General features: G+C 65.3%; 18 protein-coding genes and 1 riboswitch. Of the genes, 2 read left to right on the top strand and 16 right to left on the bottom strand.

Going from position 1 to position 16,338, the window contains the following annotated elements; translation table 11 throughout:
* Positions 1-20 precede the first annotated feature (20 nt).
* From QFZ70_RS07135 to QFZ70_RS07080, 12 genes are all read right to left on the bottom strand, one after another.
* Positions 21-347 (bottom strand): DUF2469 domain-containing protein, encoded by a 327-nt coding sequence (locus tag QFZ70_RS07135; RefSeq protein WP_013601392.1) that lies wholly within the window; start codon positions 345-347, stop codon positions 21-23.
* Between the two features lie 52 nt (positions 348-399).
* Complete coding sequence (locus QFZ70_RS07130; RefSeq protein WP_307094696.1) at positions 400-1,233, bottom strand: ribonuclease HII; 834 nt, start codon at positions 1,231-1,233, stop codon at positions 400-402.
* A gap of 2 nt (positions 1,234-1,235) precedes the next feature.
* A complete protein-coding gene (gene lepB, locus QFZ70_RS07125; RefSeq protein ID WP_307094695.1) occupies positions 1,236-2,078 on the bottom strand; it encodes a signal peptidase I in 843 nt (280 codons plus the stop codon).
* Entirely contained in the window at positions 2,079-2,756 is a 678-nt protein-coding gene (lepB, locus tag QFZ70_RS07120) for a signal peptidase I (protein WP_307094694.1), read from the bottom strand.
* A gap of 84 nt (positions 2,757-2,840) precedes the next feature.
* On the bottom strand, positions 2,841-3,200 hold the full coding sequence (rplS, locus tag QFZ70_RS07115) for a 50S ribosomal protein L19 (RefSeq protein ID WP_056632605.1): 360 nt from the start codon (positions 3,198-3,200) through the stop codon (positions 2,841-2,843).
* 261 nt (positions 3,201-3,461) lie between these two features.
* Positions 3,462-4,274: a tRNA (guanosine(37)-N1)-methyltransferase TrmD gene (gene trmD, locus QFZ70_RS07110; protein WP_307094693.1), complete on the bottom strand. Its 813-nt coding sequence runs from the start codon at positions 4,272-4,274 to the stop codon at positions 3,462-3,464.
* Positions 4,275-4,838: a ribosome maturation factor RimM gene (rimM, locus tag QFZ70_RS07105; RefSeq protein ID WP_307094692.1), complete on the bottom strand. Its 564-nt coding sequence runs from the start codon at positions 4,836-4,838 to the stop codon at positions 4,275-4,277. It lies immediately after the preceding gene.
* Positions 4,839-4,944: 106 nt separating this feature from the next.
* The gene (locus QFZ70_RS07100) at positions 4,945-5,187 is read right to left on the bottom strand and encodes an RNA-binding protein (RefSeq protein ID WP_013601399.1); all 243 of its coding nucleotides are present in this window, start codon (positions 5,185-5,187) and stop codon (positions 4,945-4,947) included.
* Between the two features lies 1 nt (position 5,188).
* Positions 5,189-5,605: a 30S ribosomal protein S16 gene (gene rpsP, locus QFZ70_RS07095; protein ID WP_104042129.1), complete on the bottom strand. Its 417-nt coding sequence runs from the start codon at positions 5,603-5,605 to the stop codon at positions 5,189-5,191.
* Positions 5,606-5,813: 208 nt separating this feature from the next.
* Positions 5,814-6,254 (bottom strand): hypothetical protein, encoded by a 441-nt coding sequence (locus QFZ70_RS07090; protein WP_307097825.1) that lies wholly within the window; start codon positions 6,252-6,254, stop codon positions 5,814-5,816.
* A 134-nt stretch (positions 6,255-6,388) separates the two neighbouring features.
* A complete protein-coding gene (locus QFZ70_RS07085; RefSeq protein WP_307094691.1) occupies positions 6,389-7,264 on the bottom strand; it encodes a VOC family protein in 876 nt (291 codons plus the stop codon).
* A 110-nt stretch (positions 7,265-7,374) separates the two neighbouring features.
* Positions 7,375-8,457 (bottom strand): amidohydrolase family protein, encoded by a 1,083-nt coding sequence (locus QFZ70_RS07080; protein ID WP_307094690.1) that lies wholly within the window; start codon positions 8,455-8,457, stop codon positions 7,375-7,377.
* 77 nt (positions 8,458-8,534) lie between these two features.
* Positions 8,535-8,642: riboswitch (TPP riboswitch) on the top strand.
* Between QFZ70_RS07080 and thiC the strand changes: the two genes are divergently transcribed.
* On the top strand, positions 8,638-10,473 hold the full coding sequence (thiC, locus tag QFZ70_RS07075) for a phosphomethylpyrimidine synthase ThiC (RefSeq protein WP_373461552.1): 1,836 nt from the start codon (positions 8,638-8,640) through the stop codon (positions 10,471-10,473). (Overlaps the previous riboswitch by 5 nt.)
* Here thiC and QFZ70_RS07070 read toward each other — a convergent pair.
* Positions 10,470-11,204, bottom strand: a complete 735-nt coding sequence (locus QFZ70_RS07070) for an alpha/beta fold hydrolase (RefSeq protein WP_307094689.1) — start codon at positions 11,202-11,204, stop codon at positions 10,470-10,472. The two genes, thiC and QFZ70_RS07070, sit on opposite strands and share 4 nt — an antisense overlap.
* A 115-nt stretch (positions 11,205-11,319) precedes the next feature.
* Positions 11,320-12,906 carry a signal recognition particle protein gene (gene ffh, locus QFZ70_RS07065; RefSeq protein ID WP_104042137.1) on the bottom strand — a complete coding sequence of 529 codons (1,587 nt, stop codon included), beginning with the start codon at positions 12,904-12,906 and terminating at the stop codon, positions 11,320-11,322.
* Positions 12,907-12,990: 84 nt separating this feature from the next.
* Here ffh and QFZ70_RS07060 point away from each other — a divergent pair, with 84 nt between their 5' ends.
* Complete coding sequence (locus tag QFZ70_RS07060) at positions 12,991-14,394, top strand: glucose-6-phosphate dehydrogenase (protein ID WP_307094688.1); 1,404 nt, start codon at positions 12,991-12,993, stop codon at positions 14,392-14,394.
* A gap of 145 nt (positions 14,395-14,539) precedes the next feature.
* Here the strand turns inward: QFZ70_RS07060 and QFZ70_RS07055 are convergent, their stop codons facing one another.
* A complete protein-coding gene (locus QFZ70_RS07055) occupies positions 14,540-14,878 on the bottom strand; it encodes a P-II family nitrogen regulator (RefSeq protein ID WP_056349123.1) in 339 nt (112 codons plus the stop codon).
* On the bottom strand, positions 14,875-16,236 hold the full coding sequence (locus QFZ70_RS07050; RefSeq protein WP_307094687.1) for an ammonium transporter: 1,362 nt from the start codon (positions 16,234-16,236) through the stop codon (positions 14,875-14,877). Before QFZ70_RS07050 ends, QFZ70_RS07055 begins: the two co-directional genes overlap by 4 nt.
* Positions 16,237-16,338 lie beyond the last annotated feature (102 nt).

Here is a 16,338-nt window from a genome sequence, read left to right as displayed (position 1 = left end):
AAGCCGCGAGTTGAAGGGGGCTACTGGCCCAGGTCGACATCCTTGGGCAACGCCAGTTCCTCGTTGCGCGGGAGCTCTTCGACATTGACGTCCTTGAAGGTGAGGACACGGACGCTTTTGACGAACCGTGCGGAGCGGTACACGTCCCACACCCAGGCGTCCTGCAGGGTCAGGTCGAAGTAGACCTCGCCGTCGGCGCTGCGGGCCTGCAGGTCTACGTGGTTGGCAAGGTAGAAGCGCCGTTCGGTCTCGACAACGTAGCTGAACAGGCCGACGACGTCGCGGTATTCACGGTAGAGCTGCAGCTCCATGTCGGTCTCATAGTTTTCAAGGTCCTCAGCACTCATGATTCCATCTTGCACCATCTCCGGCGCCGCTGGCGTCCGCGCCCGGCCGGTGTCAGTCTTCGGTGCCGGCTTCGTCGCCGCTAACCGCACTGCCGGCCAGCAGTTCCCCGCCGAGCAGGCGCCAGCTGACGCGGTGGTAGGGCGTGGGCCCTGCCGCGCGGAGGACGTCCCGGTGCAGGACGGTGGCGTAGCCCTTGTTGATGTCCCACCCGAAGTCCGGGTACTCAGCGTGGATTTCGCGCATCATCCTGTCCCGCTCCACTTTGGCGATGACGCTGGCAGCGGCAACGCTCAGGCACTGCATGTCGGCTTTAATCTTGGTGTGCACTGGTGCGTCGCAACCGGCGTCAAGAACCGGCTCGTCAAACAATGACAGCTGGTCTGCGGGAGAAAGCCAGTTGTGGCTGCCGTCCAGAAGAACCAGGTCGGGGGTGACTCCTGCGGCGAGAATTTCCTGCCAGGCCCGGGTGCCTGCCAGGCGCAGGGCCGCGATGATCCCGATGGAATCAATTTCCTGCGCCGATGCGTGGCCTACGGCGGACGCCACGCTCCACCTGCGGACCAGTGGATCAAGCCGTTCCCGTTCGGCGGGGCTCAGGAGCTTGCTGTCCTTCACGCCGGCAAGCGGCCTCTGGCGCTCCAGGTCCACAACGGCGATGCCTACGCTCACGGGACCGGCAAGGGCGCCGCGTCCCACCTCGTCCACACCGGCCAGCAGCCGTGCACCCTGGGCTTTGAACGTGCGTTCGTGCCTCAAAGTGGGCGCCTTGGCAGGGCGTGCGGCCACCTTTGATGATCCAGCCCGTCCCTTAGCGGCGCCACCCGTTGCGGGATCCGTCGTCGCCGGCCTGGCCTTGGCGGTGCCGGCTTGAACTGCGGAGGACATGGTCAGGGGGCCGCCGGTACGTTTCGGAACACGTCCGGATAGTTGCCCAGGGCTGTGATGCGGTTCAGCGGCCAGGCGATGACCGCGGCTTTGCCTTCGAGGTCGTCGATATCTATGAAGCCGCCGTCGGAATCCATATGCGCCCTGGAGTCAGCTGAATGGTTCCTGTTATCGCCCATCACCCACACCTTGCCTTCGGGGACAGTCACATCGAAGTTGCGGACCTGCGGAACCTCAGCCGGGTTGATGTAGCTTTCGTCGATGGCGGTCCCGTTGACTGTAAGTTTACCGCCGGCATCACAGCAGACCACGTGGTCCCCTGGCAGACCGATGACCCTCTTGACCAGGTGCTGCTCGGAGTTGTCCGGCAGGAGGCCCACGAAGGTCAGGCCGTCCTGGACCCAGGTGAACGGTCCGTCGGCCCTTTCCTCCGCGGCCGGCAGCCAGCCCTTGGTGTCGCGGAAGACCACCACGTCACCACGGCTCAGCGAGAAGGGTTCAGGCACCAGGAGATTAACAAAGATCCGGTCATCAACGTCGAGCGTGTTGACCATGGACTCGGAGGGGATGAAGAACGCCCGGAACAGGAAGGTCTTGATGAGGAAGGAGAGCACCACCGCGATCACCACCACCGTGGCAATTTCCTTCAGCCAGGCAAGCACCTGGCTTCCGCCGTCCTTCTCGCTGGCCTTGGCGGCAGCACGGCTGCCGGCTTGTTTGGGAGCAGGTCCTTCCGGGCCCGTGGCGGCTGCCCCAGGTGCGGCTGCCTTGGGTGCGGCGTCGGCCCGGGAATCCGAAGCTCCGTCGGGACGCGGTTCGGGTGTCCGCGCATGGTTCTCGGGCATTTACTGTCCGTTCTCTGTTAAGGGGCCCGCCGCTGGCGGCCGAGGTACTTCAGCAAATCTATCAAGCGGCCAGATGATCTGGACGGGCCTGCCGATAACACGGTCCACGGGTACCATTCCCCCGCCGGGAGCACCGAGCAGGCTCCGGGAATCGGCCGACAGCGAGCGGTGGTCACCCAGCAGCCACAGCCGCCCGTCAGGCACTTCGGCACTGAACTTCCCGGTGCTGGGAGCATCTCCGGGAAAGATGTAGGGCTCATCCAGCGGCTGGCCGTTCACGGTGATCTTCCCGTCGGCATCACAGCAGACCACGGTGTCCCCTGGCAGGCCGATGATCCGTTTTACGTACGTGGTGTCGCTGCCGGTGAGGCCAAGCCATTGGGTGATCGCGGACGCGCCGTCCGCGAGCGGCCCCTTGCCGCTGTTAAGCGGCGCGAAGGTTCCCCGGCCGTCAAACACCACGATGTCGCCCCGCCGGACGGGTTCGGACCGAAAATCGGTGCGGGATACCAGGATGCGGTCCCCGCCCTCAAGGACCGGTTCCATGGACGCGGACGGAATGAAGTAGACGTCGAGCCACAGGGCGCGGACCAGCCCGCTGACGGCAATGGCCAGGACAAGGGCGAGGAACACAAAACGCCAGCCCGTTTTTCGGGGCTGGCGTTTTGTCTGGTCCATAAGTCCGTATCCTGGGCGCTGGTGCATGGCTCCGGCGCTGGCCGGATACGGCCGCGGCCCTGCCTTTGTAGGTCTGTTAAGGACTTACTTGGCGGTGCTGAAGTCGCGCTTTTCCTTGATCTTCGCAGCCTTACCGCGCAGTGCACGCATGTAGTAAAGCTTGGCGCGGCGCACGTCACCCTTGGTAACGAGCTCGATCTTGTCGATGATCGGGGAGTGTACCGGGAAGGTACGCTCCACGCCGACGCCGAAGGAGACCTTGCGGACCGTGAAGGTCTCGCGGATGCCGTCACCCTGGCGGCCCAGGACGAAGCCCTGGAATACCTGGACACGGGAGTTCTTGCCTTCGATGATGTTCACGTGAACCTTGAGGGTGTCACCCGCGCGGAACTCGGGAACATCGGTGCGCAGCGAAGCTGCATCTACGGAATCGAGAATATGCATGATTGCACTCCTGGTGAACGCCACAGGTCATTCACTTTGGGTCACGGCAGCCAAGCCCGGACGCTGGCAGCGCTACCGGAAATTACTGCCGAAAGGTAAGTGGTCCGTTCTCTTTCACTGATTGAAGAGGACGGTTGCCTTAGCTGTTGGTTGCGCTCCCCCTGTGGCAGGTGCGGACCCAGCAGACACAAGGACTAATTTTGCCACAGTCCGCCACGTACAGCCAATTTTGGTTCCTTCCGCGTCGCACCGGCGGCCGGGTCAGTCCGGCTGTTCCCCCGGCGCGTCCGGGCGGCGCAGCAGACGGCCGTCGACGACGTCGTACCCCAGGTCCTGCAGGGCGGTGCGGTCGGCACGCGGCAGCTTCCCGGCGTCGAACGTTTCGAGCAGGTCGGGGCGGCGCTCCGCCGTCCGTCGGTACTGTTCGCTGCGGCGCCACTGCGCAATTTTTCCGTGGTTGCCGCTGAGGAGCACGGCCGGCACTTCGCGTTCCCGCCAGACGGAAGGCTTAGTGTAGACGGGGTACTCCAGCAGCCCGTCGGAATGGGACTCCTCCACCAACGACTCGGGGTTGCCAACAACGCCCGGCAGGAGCCTGCCGATGGCCTCCACCATTGCCAGGACGGCCACTTCCCCGCCGTTCAGGACGTAGTCGCCCAAGCTGACGGGGCGGACGGTGAAGTGCTCGCGGGACCACTCGATGACGCGCTCGTCAATGCCCTCGTACCGCCCGCAGGCAAACGTCAGGTGTTCCTCCTCGGCCAGCTCGTAGGCAAGGGCCTGCGTAAACCGCTCCCCCGCCGGCGATGGAACGATCAGGACCGGCTTGCCCGCATTTTCCGGACGGTCCGTTGCGATCGAGGAGAGTGCCTGGGCCCACGGTTCAGGTTTCATCACCATGCCGGCGCCGCCGCCGTAGGGTGTGTCATCCACTGTGCGGTGCCTGTCCGTGGTGAAGGCGCGGAGGTCGTGGACACGAAGGTCCAGCAGCCCGTCCTGGCGTGCCTTGCCGATCAGCGACAGTTCCAGCGGCGCCAGGTACTCGGGAAAGATACTGACAACGTCGATCCGCATTTACGCTTTGCCTTCAGTTTCCGGCGCACCATCCTGGTCGGGCCCCGCTTCCTGGTCCGAGTTGACCTCGAACAGGCCGTCCGGCGGGGTGAGGAGGATGAACCCTTCCTCGATGTTGACCTCGGGGACGATCTGCTCAACGAAGGGAATAAGGATCTCTTCCCCATCCGGGGTGGTGACCATCAAAAGGTCCTGTACGGGCATGGTGTTCAGTGCGGTGACCTTGCCCACTGCGCGGGAACCGACGCGGGCCTCGAGTCCGACCAGTTCGTGTTCGTACCAGCCTTCGTCGTCGTCCTCGTCGAGCTCTTCGGTTTCGACGAAGAGTTTGGCTCCACGCAGGGTCTCCGCTTCATTGCGGGTCCCAATCTCGTCGAAGCCCAGCAGGAGGATGTCCTTGTTCCAGCGGGCGCTGCTCACGGTAAGCGGACCTGCGGACGCCGGTTCCACCACAAATTCGGTACCCGGCACAAACCGGTCCCCAGGCGCGTCCGTCAGGACCTGGACCGTAACTTCCCCGCGGATGCCGTGGGGTTTGCCGATTCGTGCCACCTGGAGCTGCATGTGTTCCTCTGTCTTGGATGTGGTTGGCGGTGTTCTGGTGAAAGCACTCCGGCCCCTCCACCGTTTGGTGGAGGGGCCGGAGCAAAAAACTGATGTTGCTGAGCGCTCAGCGGCGGCGGTCGGTGTCGACGACGTCGACCCTTACCGGTTCGCCGCCGGCCAGGGCTGCCACAACGGTGCGCAGTGCGCGTGCCGTGCGGCCCTGGCGGCCGATCACCCGTCCGAGGTCGTCCTGATGGACCCGCACCTCGAGGGTGTCCCCGCGGCGGTTGCTCTTGGAGCTGACCTTGACGTCATCCGGGGAATCGACGATCCCCCGGACCAGGTGTTCGAGCGCTTCTGCCAGCAATTTACTCAGCCTCGGTGGTCTCTGCTTCGGCCGGTGCCTCGGCTGCGTCAGACTTGGATGCCTTCTTGGTGATGGCTTCCGGGATGATCACAGAACCCTTTTCCGGGGCAACGAAGGCTTCCTTCGGAGCTTTGGTCTTCAGGGTGCCTTCCTGGCCCGGGAGGCCCTTGAACTTCTGCCAGTCACCGGTGATCTTCAGGATAGCGGCAACCTGCTCGGACGGCTGGGCGCCGACGGAGAGCCAGTACTGGGCACGCTCGGAGTCGACCTCGATGTATGAGGGCTCTTCGGTGGGGTGGTACTTGCCGATCTCCTCGATGGCGCGGCCGTCACGCTTGGTGCGTGAGTCTGCGACGACGATGCGGTAGTACGGTGCGCGCATTTTGCCAAAGCGCTTAAGGCGAATCTTTACGGCCACTTTTGTGGTCACTCCTGTTTCAGAAAGGGGGTGAACCCGGCGTTCTGCACCCGTGGGGCGGGCCGTACTTGCGGGCTCGAAGGACAGGATCCGGACGCGGAGAGAGGGGCCACGCAGATCGAGTACCTGTTTATTGTGCCAGATGAGCGTCCGGATTTCGACTTGGCACCCCGCCTGCCGTCACCGGGCAGGGAAGCCGACGGAGGTGTCAGGAGGACCAGACGTACAGGCCGGTGCGTTCTGCGTCGTCGATTCCGCCGGCCAGTTCCGCCAGCTGCTGCACATAGGTCCGTGCCTGGGCTGCTTCGAACGGCATGTCGTCCTGGGCTGCCCACTGCTCGGCTACGTCGTCGAGGACGTTGCCTTCCCCCTCGGTTTCATAGGAGAGCAGGTCCGCAAGGGCACGGACCATGGCGGGCGGGACAGCCAGCAGCGAATCGCTCGAAACGTCCACCATGGTCAGCTCATAGTCGGCCCCACCGGCGTGCACCGCTGTGCCGGCCAGGTCGCCGAGCTGCTCTACTTCGAAATCACTGATTCCCTGGATCCTGACAGCATCGCCGGCGGGCGCGCTTCCGCCCTGGTCCAGGATTCCGGCGCGCTTCAGCGCGCCTTCGTGGGTGGCCACAAAGATTTCGGTAAAGCCCATGGGAATTGCCCTCATTACGTCGACGGTGCGGCCTTCAGGAAAGCGGCGCCCGCCGCCCCGGCCGTTCGGCTTCAGCCTAGTACAAAGCCCGCGCCGGCCCAGGCGCGGCGGGCCCTGGGCAGGGGGCGCAAGCGTCAGCGGACGGCCACCCGGATCCTGTTGCGCCAGGGATCCTCGAACCGCAGTTCCGCGCCAGTGTGGTGGGCCGGCAGCCCTGCGACCTTCAGGCGGTCCGCGAGAGCCCCGACGTCGTCTCCGGACGGCACCTCGATGAGTACCTCGCCGAGGCCGAGTGTGTCCTTGCGGGGCCCGGCGCCACGGCTGTTCCAGACATTCATGGCCATGTGGTGGTGGTAGCCGCCGGCGGAGACAAACAATGCCTGCCCGTGCCAGCCCGCGGTCTTTTCAAACCCAAGGATTCCTACATAGAAGTCCCGTGCCGACTGGACGTCGCCCACCTGAAGATGGACGTGGCCCACTCCCGCCACGCTTCCACGCTGGCGCTCGAGGGATTCTTCGGTGAGGTGCTGTTCCAGGTAGCGCTGCGGCGGCAGGGCCAGGCTATCCATGACCACGTCCGTGCCGTTCCAGGACCAGTTGCTCCGCGGCCGGTCCCAGTACAGCTCGATGCCGTTACCCTCCGGGTCGTTGAAGTAGAAGGCCTCACTGACGAGGTGATCGGCGCTGCCCGTGAACGAGCGGGGCTCGAACTGTGCCGCGGTGGCGATGGTGGCTGCGAGGTCTGCCTGGTTGTCAAACAGCAGCGCCGTATGGAAGAGGCCGGCCTCTCCCCTGCCCGGGAGGTTCAGCCCGGGAGCGGGCGCAAGGTGGACCAGGGGCTTCTGCAGGCGGCCGAGGTAGATTCCGCCGTCCTGCTCGGCGACAACCTCAAGCCCAAGGGCCCGCTGGTAGTAATCGGTCATAACCTTCATGTCGCCGACCTTGAGCATCACGGCGCCCATGGTGAGGTCGGCGGGAAGAAGGTCCTGGCTTGCGGCTTCTGCAGTCATGTGGGAACTCCCGGTGCTGGGGCCCTTTGGGGTGGGGGCCTATGACTATTAAAATTACTTGAAGCTTCAATTTATTCCAAGTGCCGCAAAAGTTCCTCCCGATGCCGGCATCAACGAAGGACGCGGCCGCCCAGCACAACGTGTGCCAGCCCGCTGACCGTTTCCGGAACCTTCCGCGGATCCTCCCTGCACAGCACGACGTCGGCGCGGGCTCCCTCCTGCAGACCCTCGGCGCCCAGCCACTCCCGGGCGCCCCAGCAGGCGGCGTCGAGGGCAGCGGCCATGGGAAGCCCTGCGTGATGGAGGGCAAGGATTTCATCGGCGATCCTGCCGTGCCGTATGACGCTGCCGGCATCGGTACCGGCGTAGATCTGCACCCCCGCCGCGTACGCCTCCAGCACCCGCTCCGCCCGGCGCTCCCACAGCGCGCGCATGTGTGCGGCGTAGCGGGGAAACTTGGGCTCCGCCTGCGCGGCGATGTCCGGGAACGTGGCGATGTTGATGAGGGTGGGAACGATGGGTACGCCCTGCTCCACGAACCGCGGGAGGTGCCGCGGCAGGAGCCCGGTGGCGTGTTCGATGCAGTCGATACCCGCGTCCAGCATTTGGTCCAGGGTGTCTTCGGCAAAGCAATGCGCGGTGATCCGGGCGCCTTCGTCATGCACCGCCTGGACAGCGTCCCTAACGACGGCGGCGGGAAACGACGGCGCCAGGTCACCGGCGCCGCGGTCGATCCAGTCCCCCACAAGCTTGACCCAGCCGTCGCCGTCCCGGGCCTGCTTCCGGACGGCTTCCACCAGGCCGTCCGGTTCAACTTCCTCAGCGAAACCCCGTAAGTACCGGCCGGTCCTGGCTAGATGCCTGCCGGCCCGGATCAGCACCGGCGCGTCGCGGCTGTCCTGCAGGAAGCGGGTGTCAGCAGGGGAACCGGCGTCCCGGGCCAGCAGTGTGCCTGCGTTCAGGTCCGTCCGGGCCTGTTCCTCCGCCGTCGCAGGATCCACCGCGCCGCCGGGTCCCAGCCCGATGTGGCAGTGGGCATCAACGAAGCCCGGAAGCACCCAGCCGTCCAGGACCCGTCCGGGAACGTGCGGCGGCCGGGTGAAGGTCAACAGCCCGTCAACGGACCACAGTCCCCGCCGCACGGTGTCCGGCCCGGTGAGCACCGGGCCGCTGAATTCTATAATTTCCGCCATTTGGTCCCTCTTCCTCGCCAGTCAGGCTAGCACCGGCAATGTGACAAGCCGCTCCCGGACGGCTGTGGTAGCTTCGTTCCTGACCACACGGGTGCCCCTGCAGGGGCTGAGATCGGGCTAACGCAGCCTGCGACCGTTGAACCTGTCCGGGTAATGCCGGCGAAGGAAGTGAGTATTCCCTTGAGTACACCAAAAGCACAGCTGAGCCCTGCCCACATTCCGTCCGGTATGACGGCCGGCGGCCAGGACCAGCCACTTGTTACCCAGTCGCTGAAGTCCCATTCGCTGGCCTATATCCACGATGAAACCTCTGGTATCCGGGTGCCCGTCACTGAGATTTCCCTGGCGGACTCGCCAAACGGCGAGGCCAACGGCCCGTTTCGCACCTACCGGACGGCCGGCCCGGGAAGCGACCCCGTCCGTGGACTCAACCCCTTCCGCGCCGAGTGGATAGCAGCACGTGGAGACACGGAAACCTACGGCGGCAGGGGACGGAACCTGTTCGATGACGGCCGCTCGGCTGTCCGCCGCGGTGCCGCCAGCGTGGAGTGGAAGGGCACGCCGCCCGTGCCGAGCCGCGCCATCGAAGGCAGGACGGTGACGCAGATGCACTATGCACGGCAGGGCACCATCACGCCGGAAATGCGTTTCGTGGCGCTGCGGGAGAACTGCGATGTGGAACTGGTCCGCAGCGAACTGGCTGCCGGCCGCGCCATCATTCCCAACAACATCAACCACCCCGAGTCCGAACCCATGATCATCGGCAAGGCCTTCCTGGTGAAGATCAACGCCAACATCGGCAACTCGGCCGTCACCAGTTCCATCGCGGAAGAGGTGGACAAGCTGCAGTGGGCCACGCAGTGGGGCGCTGACACCGTCATGGACCTGTCCACCGGCGACGATATCCACACCACCAGGGAATGGATCATCCGCAACTCGCCGGTTCCGATCGGCACCGTCCCCATCTACCAGGCCCTTGAGAAGGTCAACGGCGAAGCGAACGCGCTGACCTGGGAAATATTCCGCGATACCGTCATAGAGCAGTGCGAACAAGGCGTGGACTACATGACCATCCACGCCGGAGTCCTGCTCCGGTACGTTCCCCTGACCGCCAACCGGGTGACCGGCATCGTGTCCCGCGGCGGGTCGATCATGGCAGGCTGGTGCCTGGCGCATCACCGCGAAAACTTCCTTTACACGCACTTCGACGAGCTTTGCCAAATCTTCGCCAGGTACGACGTCGCGTTTTCGTTGGGCGACGGCCTGCGACCCGGCGCGACGGCGGACGCCAACGATGCCGCGCAGTTCGCCGAACTGGACACCCTGGCCGAGCTGACGCAGCGCGCCTGGGAATACGACGTGCAGGTGATGGTGGAGGGCCCCGGCCACATACCGTTCCACCTGGTCCGGGAGAACGTCGAACGCCAGCAGGAGCTGTGCAAGGGGGCGCCCTTCTACACGTTGGGGCCGCTGGTTACCGACGTGGCGCCGGGGTACGACCACATCACGTCTGCCATCGGTGCCACGGAGATCGCCCGCTACGGCACCGCCATGTTGTGCTACGTCACCCCCAAGGAACATCTTGGCCTGCCCAACAAGGACGACGTCAAAACAGGGGTGATCACCTACAAGATTGCGGCGCACGCAGCAGACCTCGCCAAGGGCCACCCGGGTGCGCACGAACGCGATGACGCGCTGTCCAAGGCGCGGTTCGAGTTCCGCTGGCGGGACCAGTTCGCGTTGTCCCTCGATCCCGTGACGGCCGAGGCATTCCACGACGAGACCCTTCCTGCGGAACCCGCCAAAACCGCGCACTTCTGCTCCATGTGTGGTCCAAAGTTCTGCTCGATGAGGATCAGCCAGGATATCCGGGACGAATACGGTTCAGCGGAGTCCCAGGCGGCACTTGCAAAGCTGGCGTCCGGGATGCGGGACAAGAGCCAGGAATTCCTGGCCGCCGGCGGCAAGGTCTACCTGCCTGAGCCGCGCGTCTCCGCCGGACGCCCGGGCGTCTAAGAGGCCCGGGCTGACTGGACCCGGCTCACGTCGCTGATGAACGAGCGGATGATGCGGTCCCCTTCGCGGGAGTCCTGGGGCCGGTGTCCTCCCGCCGCCGTGCGGTGCAGGGCGCCGGTTTCCCGCAGGTACCCGGCAATTTCCTCGTAAAGCGGCTCCCATCCACCGGTCAGGACAAGGGTGGGAACGCCGGGAACAATGTGCAGCGGGGCTTCCCAGGAGGCGGCCTGGAGCCGGAGCCGCCTGGCGGAACGCTTCTCCTCCACCGTGGCCGGCTGTTGCAGGTCCGTGGCGTAGACCCTGCGGACAAACTCGCGCTGGAAATCCTGGTCACTCATTTGGTGCCGGACGTCGAACAGTGGCTGCATAAGACCGATGTGCGCCGCCGTGGCCGGCAGCTCGGCTGTCAGGGACAGGCAGGCCGGCTCCACCAGCGTCAAGGAAAAAACCAGGTCCGGACGTTCGACGGCTGCCATCATGGCTGAGATGGCTCCTTGGGCGTGCGCCACGATATGCCCTCCGGCAGCACCCCTGCCGTCGTCGGCAAGGGACCGCAACACAATGGCGGTGTCCTCCTTGAAGGAGGACTCTACGGGCTCCGCCACCGGATCGTAGCCGTGGCGGCGCAGGAACAGTGCGTCATAGGACAGTGCCATGCCGTGCTGGCGCGGCCAGGCCGCGGAGCCGAAGCTGCCGGCGCCGTGCACGAACACTACCCTCTGCTTGAACATGACCCAACCCTATTCCACGGCACCGACATCCCCGGGGACCGCCCCAACTGACTTGCAGTTCGTGCACCGAAAAGCGCGTTTCAAAGCGTTATGTGCCAGTCAGTTGGGACAGGGGTTACTGGCCGAGGAACTTGTCGAAACCCTTGGGCAGGTTCAGCTGCGAAGGATCGAAGTCGCCTGTTTGCTGGCCGAACGCAGCTCCGGTGGGCAGCGCCTTGGCTGCATTGGCACGGCGGGCCTCAGCATCCTTGCGCTCCTGGGCGGCCTTGGCGGGGTTGCCGGACTTGGCCTTTTTCTTGGGGGCGTTCTTGGCGTTCTTGCGCGCGCCGCCGCCGCCCGCTCCGGGCATCCCCGGCATACCAGGCATGCCCGGCATCCCGCCCTGGGCCATCTTCTTCATCATCTTCTGGGCCTGCGCGAAGCGCTCCAGGAGGCCGTTGACCTCGGAGACGTGCACGCCGGAACCGCGGGCGATGCGGGCCCGGCGGGAGCCGTTGATGATCTTGGGAGCCACACGCTCGTGCGGCGTCATGGACCGGACGATAGCCTCGACGCGGTCAATCTCGCGCTCGTCGAACTGCTCAAGCTGCTGGCGGATGTTCTGCGCGCCCGGCATCATCATGAGCATCTTCTTCATGGAGCCCATGTTGCGGATCTGCTGCATCTGCGCCAGGAAGTCGTCCAGGGTGAAGTCCTCCTGGTCGGCGAACTTCTTCGCCATCCGGGCGGCTTCATCCTTGTCCCAGGACTTCTCGGCCTGCTCAATGAGCGTGAGGACGTCACCCATGTCGAGGATGCGCGAGGCCATCCGGTCCGGGTGGAAGAGCTCGAAGTCGTCGAGGCCTTCACCGGTGGAAGCAAACATCACGGGCTTGCCGGTGACCGACGCAACCGAAAGCGCGGCACCGCCGCGGGCGTCGCCGTCGAGCTTGGACAGCACGATGCCAGTGAAGTTCACGCCCTCATCGAAGGCGTGCGCCGTGTTCACGGCGTCCTGGCCGATCATGGCGTCAAGGACGAACAGGACTTCGTTGGGCACGATGGCGCGGCGGATCTGGCGCGCCTGCTCCATCATGTCGGCGTCCACGCCAAGGCGTCCGGCGGTGTCGACAATAACGACGTCGTGCAGCTTTTGCCGGGCTTCCTCAACACCGGCGCGGGCCACCGCCACCGGATCACCGGCAGGGTGCTCAAGTTCGGATGACGTGGCTCCGGGGTGGGGCGCGAACACAGGCACCTTGGCCCGCTCACCAACCACCTGGAGTTGGGTGACGGCGTTGGGTCGCTGCAGGTCACAGGCCACCAGCATGGGACTGTGGCCCTGCGCTTTCAGCCACTTGGACAGCTTGCCGGCAAGGGTGGTCTTACCGGCACCCTGGAGGCCGGCAAGCATGATGATGGTGGGCCCGTTTTTGGCCAGGCGGATGCGGCGGGTCTCTCCGCCGAGGATCTCCACCAGTTCCTCATTGACGATCTTGACGATCTGCTGGCTGGGGTTCAGTGCACCGGAAACTTCGGCACCCAGGGCGCGCTCACGCACCCTGGCCGTGAATTCACGGACAACGGGGACGGCAACGTCCGCGTCCAGGAGGGCGCGGCGGATCTCGCGGACTGTGGCGTCAACATCCGCCTCAGTGAGGCGGCCCTTGCCGCGGAGATTCTTGAAGGTTGCTGTCAACCGGTCAGAGAGTGAATTGAACACGCGCCGTGCACTTCTTTCAGTGGATGATCAGGACTCGACTATCTAGGGTACCAAGTCGGGCCCGCAAGGTGGCATGCTGGCAAAATGACGAGCCAAACAACAGTAAAAACCCTGCTTATCCTCGGCGCTTCCGGCGACCTCACCGGCCGGCTGCTCCTGCCAGGGCTGGCGCGGCTTGTGGCCAAGGGCCGCGCGGCGGGGCTCCGGCTCGTCGGGGCAGGCTCCGATCCCTGGACCCCGGAACAGTGGCGGGAAAGGGTGGGTACGTCCTTTGCGGCATCCGCGGGGTCCGCTGGCCCGGACGGCGTTCGGGCACTGGAGGATTTGGAAAAGGAAACCGTCTACCACCAGCTGGACGTCACGGCGGACGGCGCGCTGGCATCACTGCTCGCCACCCTTGAGGGTCCCACCGCCGTCTACTTCGCACTGCCGCCCCGGATCAGCCAGCTCGCCTGCGAGGCCCTCCGGCCTGAGCAGGTTCCGCCCGGCACGCGGCTGGTCATGGAAAAGCCCTTCGGCTCCAGCGAGGAATCAGCCCGCTCGCTTAACCGGACCCTGGTGCGGCTGGTACCGGAGGACCATATCCACCGGGTTGACCACTTCCTGGGCAAGGCCACAGTGCTGAACATCCTGGGCCTGCGCTTTGCCAACAACTTCCTGGAGCCCGTCTGGAACCGCCAGCACGTGGAGAAAGTGGAGATCATTTTCGACGAGGACCTCGCCCTGGAGGGCCGCGCCCGCTACTACGACGGCGCCGGCGCACTCCGGGACATGATCCAGAGCCACCTGCTCCAGATTATGGCCCTGATGGCGATGGAGCCGCCGTCGACCATCAGCGAACGGGACCTGCGCGACGCCGTCTCCACGGTCCTGCGCGCCAGCAGCGTCGGTGCCCCCTACGCGGCTTCAACCAGGAGGGCGCGCTACACGTCCGGGACGGTGGCAGGGAAGGAAGTGCCTGACTACGCCAAGGAGGACGGCGTCGACGCGTCGCGGGGCACCGAAACCCTGGCGCAGATCCAGGTGGGGATCGATAACTGGCGCTGGAAGGGCGTTCCGTTCATCCTGCGCTCGGGCAAAGCCATGGGCGCCAAGCGCAAGGAGGCCGTGGTGACGTTCCGGCCGGTCCCCCACCTTCCCCAGGGTTTTACGGGCGTGGACGCGCCCAACCAGCTCCGGATCGGCTTTGGGCCGGACACCCTCCAGCTCGACGTCGACGTGAACGGCCCCGGTGAGATCCTCAGCCTCAGCCGGCTCACCCTTGAAGCGGAATTGAGCGCCTCGGAGCTCCTCCCCTATGGCGAAGTGCTGGAGGGCGTCCTGGCCGGAGACCCGCTGCTTTCGGTCCGTGGCGATACGGCAGAGGACTGCTGGCGGATCGTGGAACCGGTCCTGAAGGCATGGCAACAGGGCACGGTTCCGCTGGAGGAGTACGACGCCGGATCGTCAGGACCCGCGGAATGGTCCGGTACCGCGCGGGCTGAGTAGCGCGGGCAGCCACGCGGGCGGCCCAGCAGCGGTGGGTCGAAGTGGACAGGACGTCGCAGCCGACAGGCCAAACAGAAGAGCGGGCAGGAAACTTTTTGGTTTCCTGCCCGCTCTTCTGGGACTGAGTTTTCCGGGTAGCGTCCGCCTAGATGGCGGCGACTCCCCGTTCCCCGGTCCGGACCCGCACTGCCTCAAAGACATCCACGGTCCACACTTTGCCGTCCCCGGCCCGGCCGGTGTTCGAGCTGGCGATGATGACGTCCAGGATGTCATCGGCCTGCTCGTCGGTTGCCAGGACTTCCACCCGGATCTTCGGCAGGAGGTCCACGTTGTACTCGGCCCCGCGGTACACCTCGGTGTAGCCGCGCTGCCGGCCGTAGCCACTGGCCGCGCTGACCGTCAGGCCCTGTACGCCGTAGGACTCCAGCCCTTCCCGGATGGCTTCAAGCTTCTCCGGCCTAACGATTGCGGTGATCAGTTTCATGCCCCCACGCTTTCCTTGCCTGTTGCTGATGCGGTCTTCTGGCCTTCCGCCGTGGCTTCGGCGGCCTGAGCGGCCTCCGGCTGCGTTTTGCCCGTAATCATGTCGTGCAGCGGCTGGAAGCTTCCGCCGTGGCCGCCAACACCGAACTCGTAGGCGGTTTCGGCGTGCAGGCTGAGGTCCACACCCACCGTCTCCTGTTCCTGCGAGACCCGGAAGCCCATGGTCTTGTGGATGGCCAGGGCGATGATCGCGGTCAGGATTGCAGAGTAGGCAATGGCGATGCCGGCTGCCGCGAGCTGGGCCCACATCTGGGTCATGCCGCCGCCGTAGAAGAGGCCGCCGCCCACGCCGTCGGTGGGCAGTGCGATGAAGCCGAGGGCCACGGTGCCGATGATGCCGGAGACGAGGTGAACGCCGACGACGTCGAGGGAGTCATCGAATCCCCACCGGAACTTCAGGCCCACTGCCAGGGCGGACGCTACACCGGCTACCACGCCGAGGCCGAGGGCGCCGACGGGGCTGACGTTGGCGCAGGCCGGGGTGATGGCCACCAGGCCGGCAACCACACCGGATGCTGCACCCAGTGAAGTGGGGTGTCCGTCGCGGATACGTTCAGTGACAAGCCAGCCGAGCATTGCCGCGGCGGGTGCTGCGAGGGTGTTGACCCAGATGAGGCCGCCCTGTTCCGCGGTGGCGGCGGCGCCGCCGTTGAAGCCGAACCAGCCGAACCACAGCATGGCCGCGCCGAGCATCACGAACGGGATGTTGTGCGGGCGGTGGTTGGGATCCTTGCCGAAGCCCTTGCGGTTGCCGATGATGAGGACCAGCACCAGTGCGGCCACGCCTGCGTTGATGTGGACCACGGTGCCGCCGGCGAAGTCGATGGCCGGGCCAAGCGCCTGGCCAACAGCGCCTTCGGGACCGAAGAGGCCGCCGCCCCAGACCATGTAGGCCAGGGGGCAGTACACCAGGGTGACCCAGACGGGGACGAAGACGCTCCAGGCGCCGAACTTTGCCCTGTCCGCGATGGCACCGCTGATCAGTGCAACGGTGATGATGGCGAAGGTGGCAGCGTAGCCAACCTTGATCAGTCCGTCAGGAGTGTCGATGCCTTCGAGGCCGAAGGTGGCGAACGGATTGCCGACGATCTGCAGGAATCCTTCACCGGAGCTCATGGAGGCGCCCCAAAGGACCCAGACAACGCCCACCATGCCGATGGAGATGAAGCTCATCATCATCATGTTCAGTGCGGCCTTGGCGCGGGTCATGCCGCCGTAGAAAAATGCCAGACCCGGCGTCATGAGCAGCACGAGGGCTGCCGACACCATGATCCATACGTGACCTGGGGTAAGTTCCATGGTGCACGTCCTCTCTGGTCGAATAATGCGGAGTCCTCCGCCTGCCAACGCCTTTTTGCGTCCTGTAACGAGTTTGTCCGCGCCGTGTTTCACCCACTGAGG

Source organism: Arthrobacter sp. V1I9, assembly GCF_030817075.1.
GTDB lineage: Bacteria > Actinomycetota > Actinomycetes > Actinomycetales > Micrococcaceae > Arthrobacter.
The sequence above is the reverse complement of the archived record's forward strand: the minus strand, read 5'-3'. Positions and strand labels throughout refer to the sequence as shown.

What these genes read in the sequence shown, in the direction of transcription:
- QFZ70_RS07135 (WP_013601392.1), bottom strand. Translation starts at nt 347, where the DNA reads ATGAGTGCTGAGGACCTTGAAAACTATGAGACCGACATGGAGCTGCAG.
- QFZ70_RS07090 (WP_307097825.1), bottom strand. Translation starts at nt 6,254, where the DNA reads ATGGGCTTTACCGAAATCTTTGTGGCCACCCACGAAGGCGCGCTGAAG.
- trmD (WP_307094693.1), bottom strand. Translation starts at nt 4,274, where the DNA reads ATGCGGATCGACGTTGTCAGTATCTTTCCCGAGTACCTGGCGCCGCTG.
- QFZ70_RS07080 (WP_307094690.1), bottom strand. Translation starts at nt 8,457, where the DNA reads ATGGCGGAAATTATAGAATTCAGCGGCCCGGTGCTCACCGGGCCGGAC.
- lepB (WP_307094695.1), bottom strand. Translation starts at nt 2,078, where the DNA reads ATGCCCGAGAACCATGCGCGGACACCCGAACCGCGTCCCGACGGAGCT.
- QFZ70_RS07055 (WP_056349123.1), bottom strand. Translation starts at nt 14,878, where the DNA reads ATGAAACTGATCACCGCAATCGTTAGGCCGGAGAAGCTTGAAGCCATC.
- QFZ70_RS07050 (WP_307094687.1), bottom strand. Translation starts at nt 16,236, where the DNA reads ATGGAACTTACCCCAGGTCACGTATGGATCATGGTGTCGGCAGCCCTC.
- lepB (WP_307094694.1), bottom strand. Translation starts at nt 2,756, where the DNA reads ATGGACCAGACAAAACGCCAGCCCCGAAAAACGGGCTGGCGTTTTGTG.
- rplS (WP_056632605.1), bottom strand. Translation starts at nt 3,200, where the DNA reads ATGCATATTCTCGATTCCGTAGATGCAGCTTCGCTGCGCACCGATGTT.
- QFZ70_RS07070 (WP_307094689.1), bottom strand. Translation starts at nt 11,204, where the DNA reads ATGTTCAAGCAGAGGGTAGTGTTCGTGCACGGCGCCGGCAGCTTCGGC.
- rimM (WP_307094692.1), bottom strand. Translation starts at nt 4,838, where the DNA reads ATGCAGCTCCAGGTGGCACGAATCGGCAAACCCCACGGCATCCGCGGG.
- QFZ70_RS07130 (WP_307094696.1), bottom strand. Translation starts at nt 1,233, where the DNA reads ATGTCCTCCGCAGTTCAAGCCGGCACCGCCAAGGCCAGGCCGGCGACG.
- QFZ70_RS07085 (WP_307094691.1), bottom strand. Translation starts at nt 7,264, where the DNA reads ATGACTGCAGAAGCCGCAAGCCAGGACCTTCTTCCCGCCGACCTCACC.
- QFZ70_RS07060 (WP_307094688.1), top strand. Translation starts at nt 12,991, where the DNA reads ATGACGAGCCAAACAACAGTAAAAACCCTGCTTATCCTCGGCGCTTCC.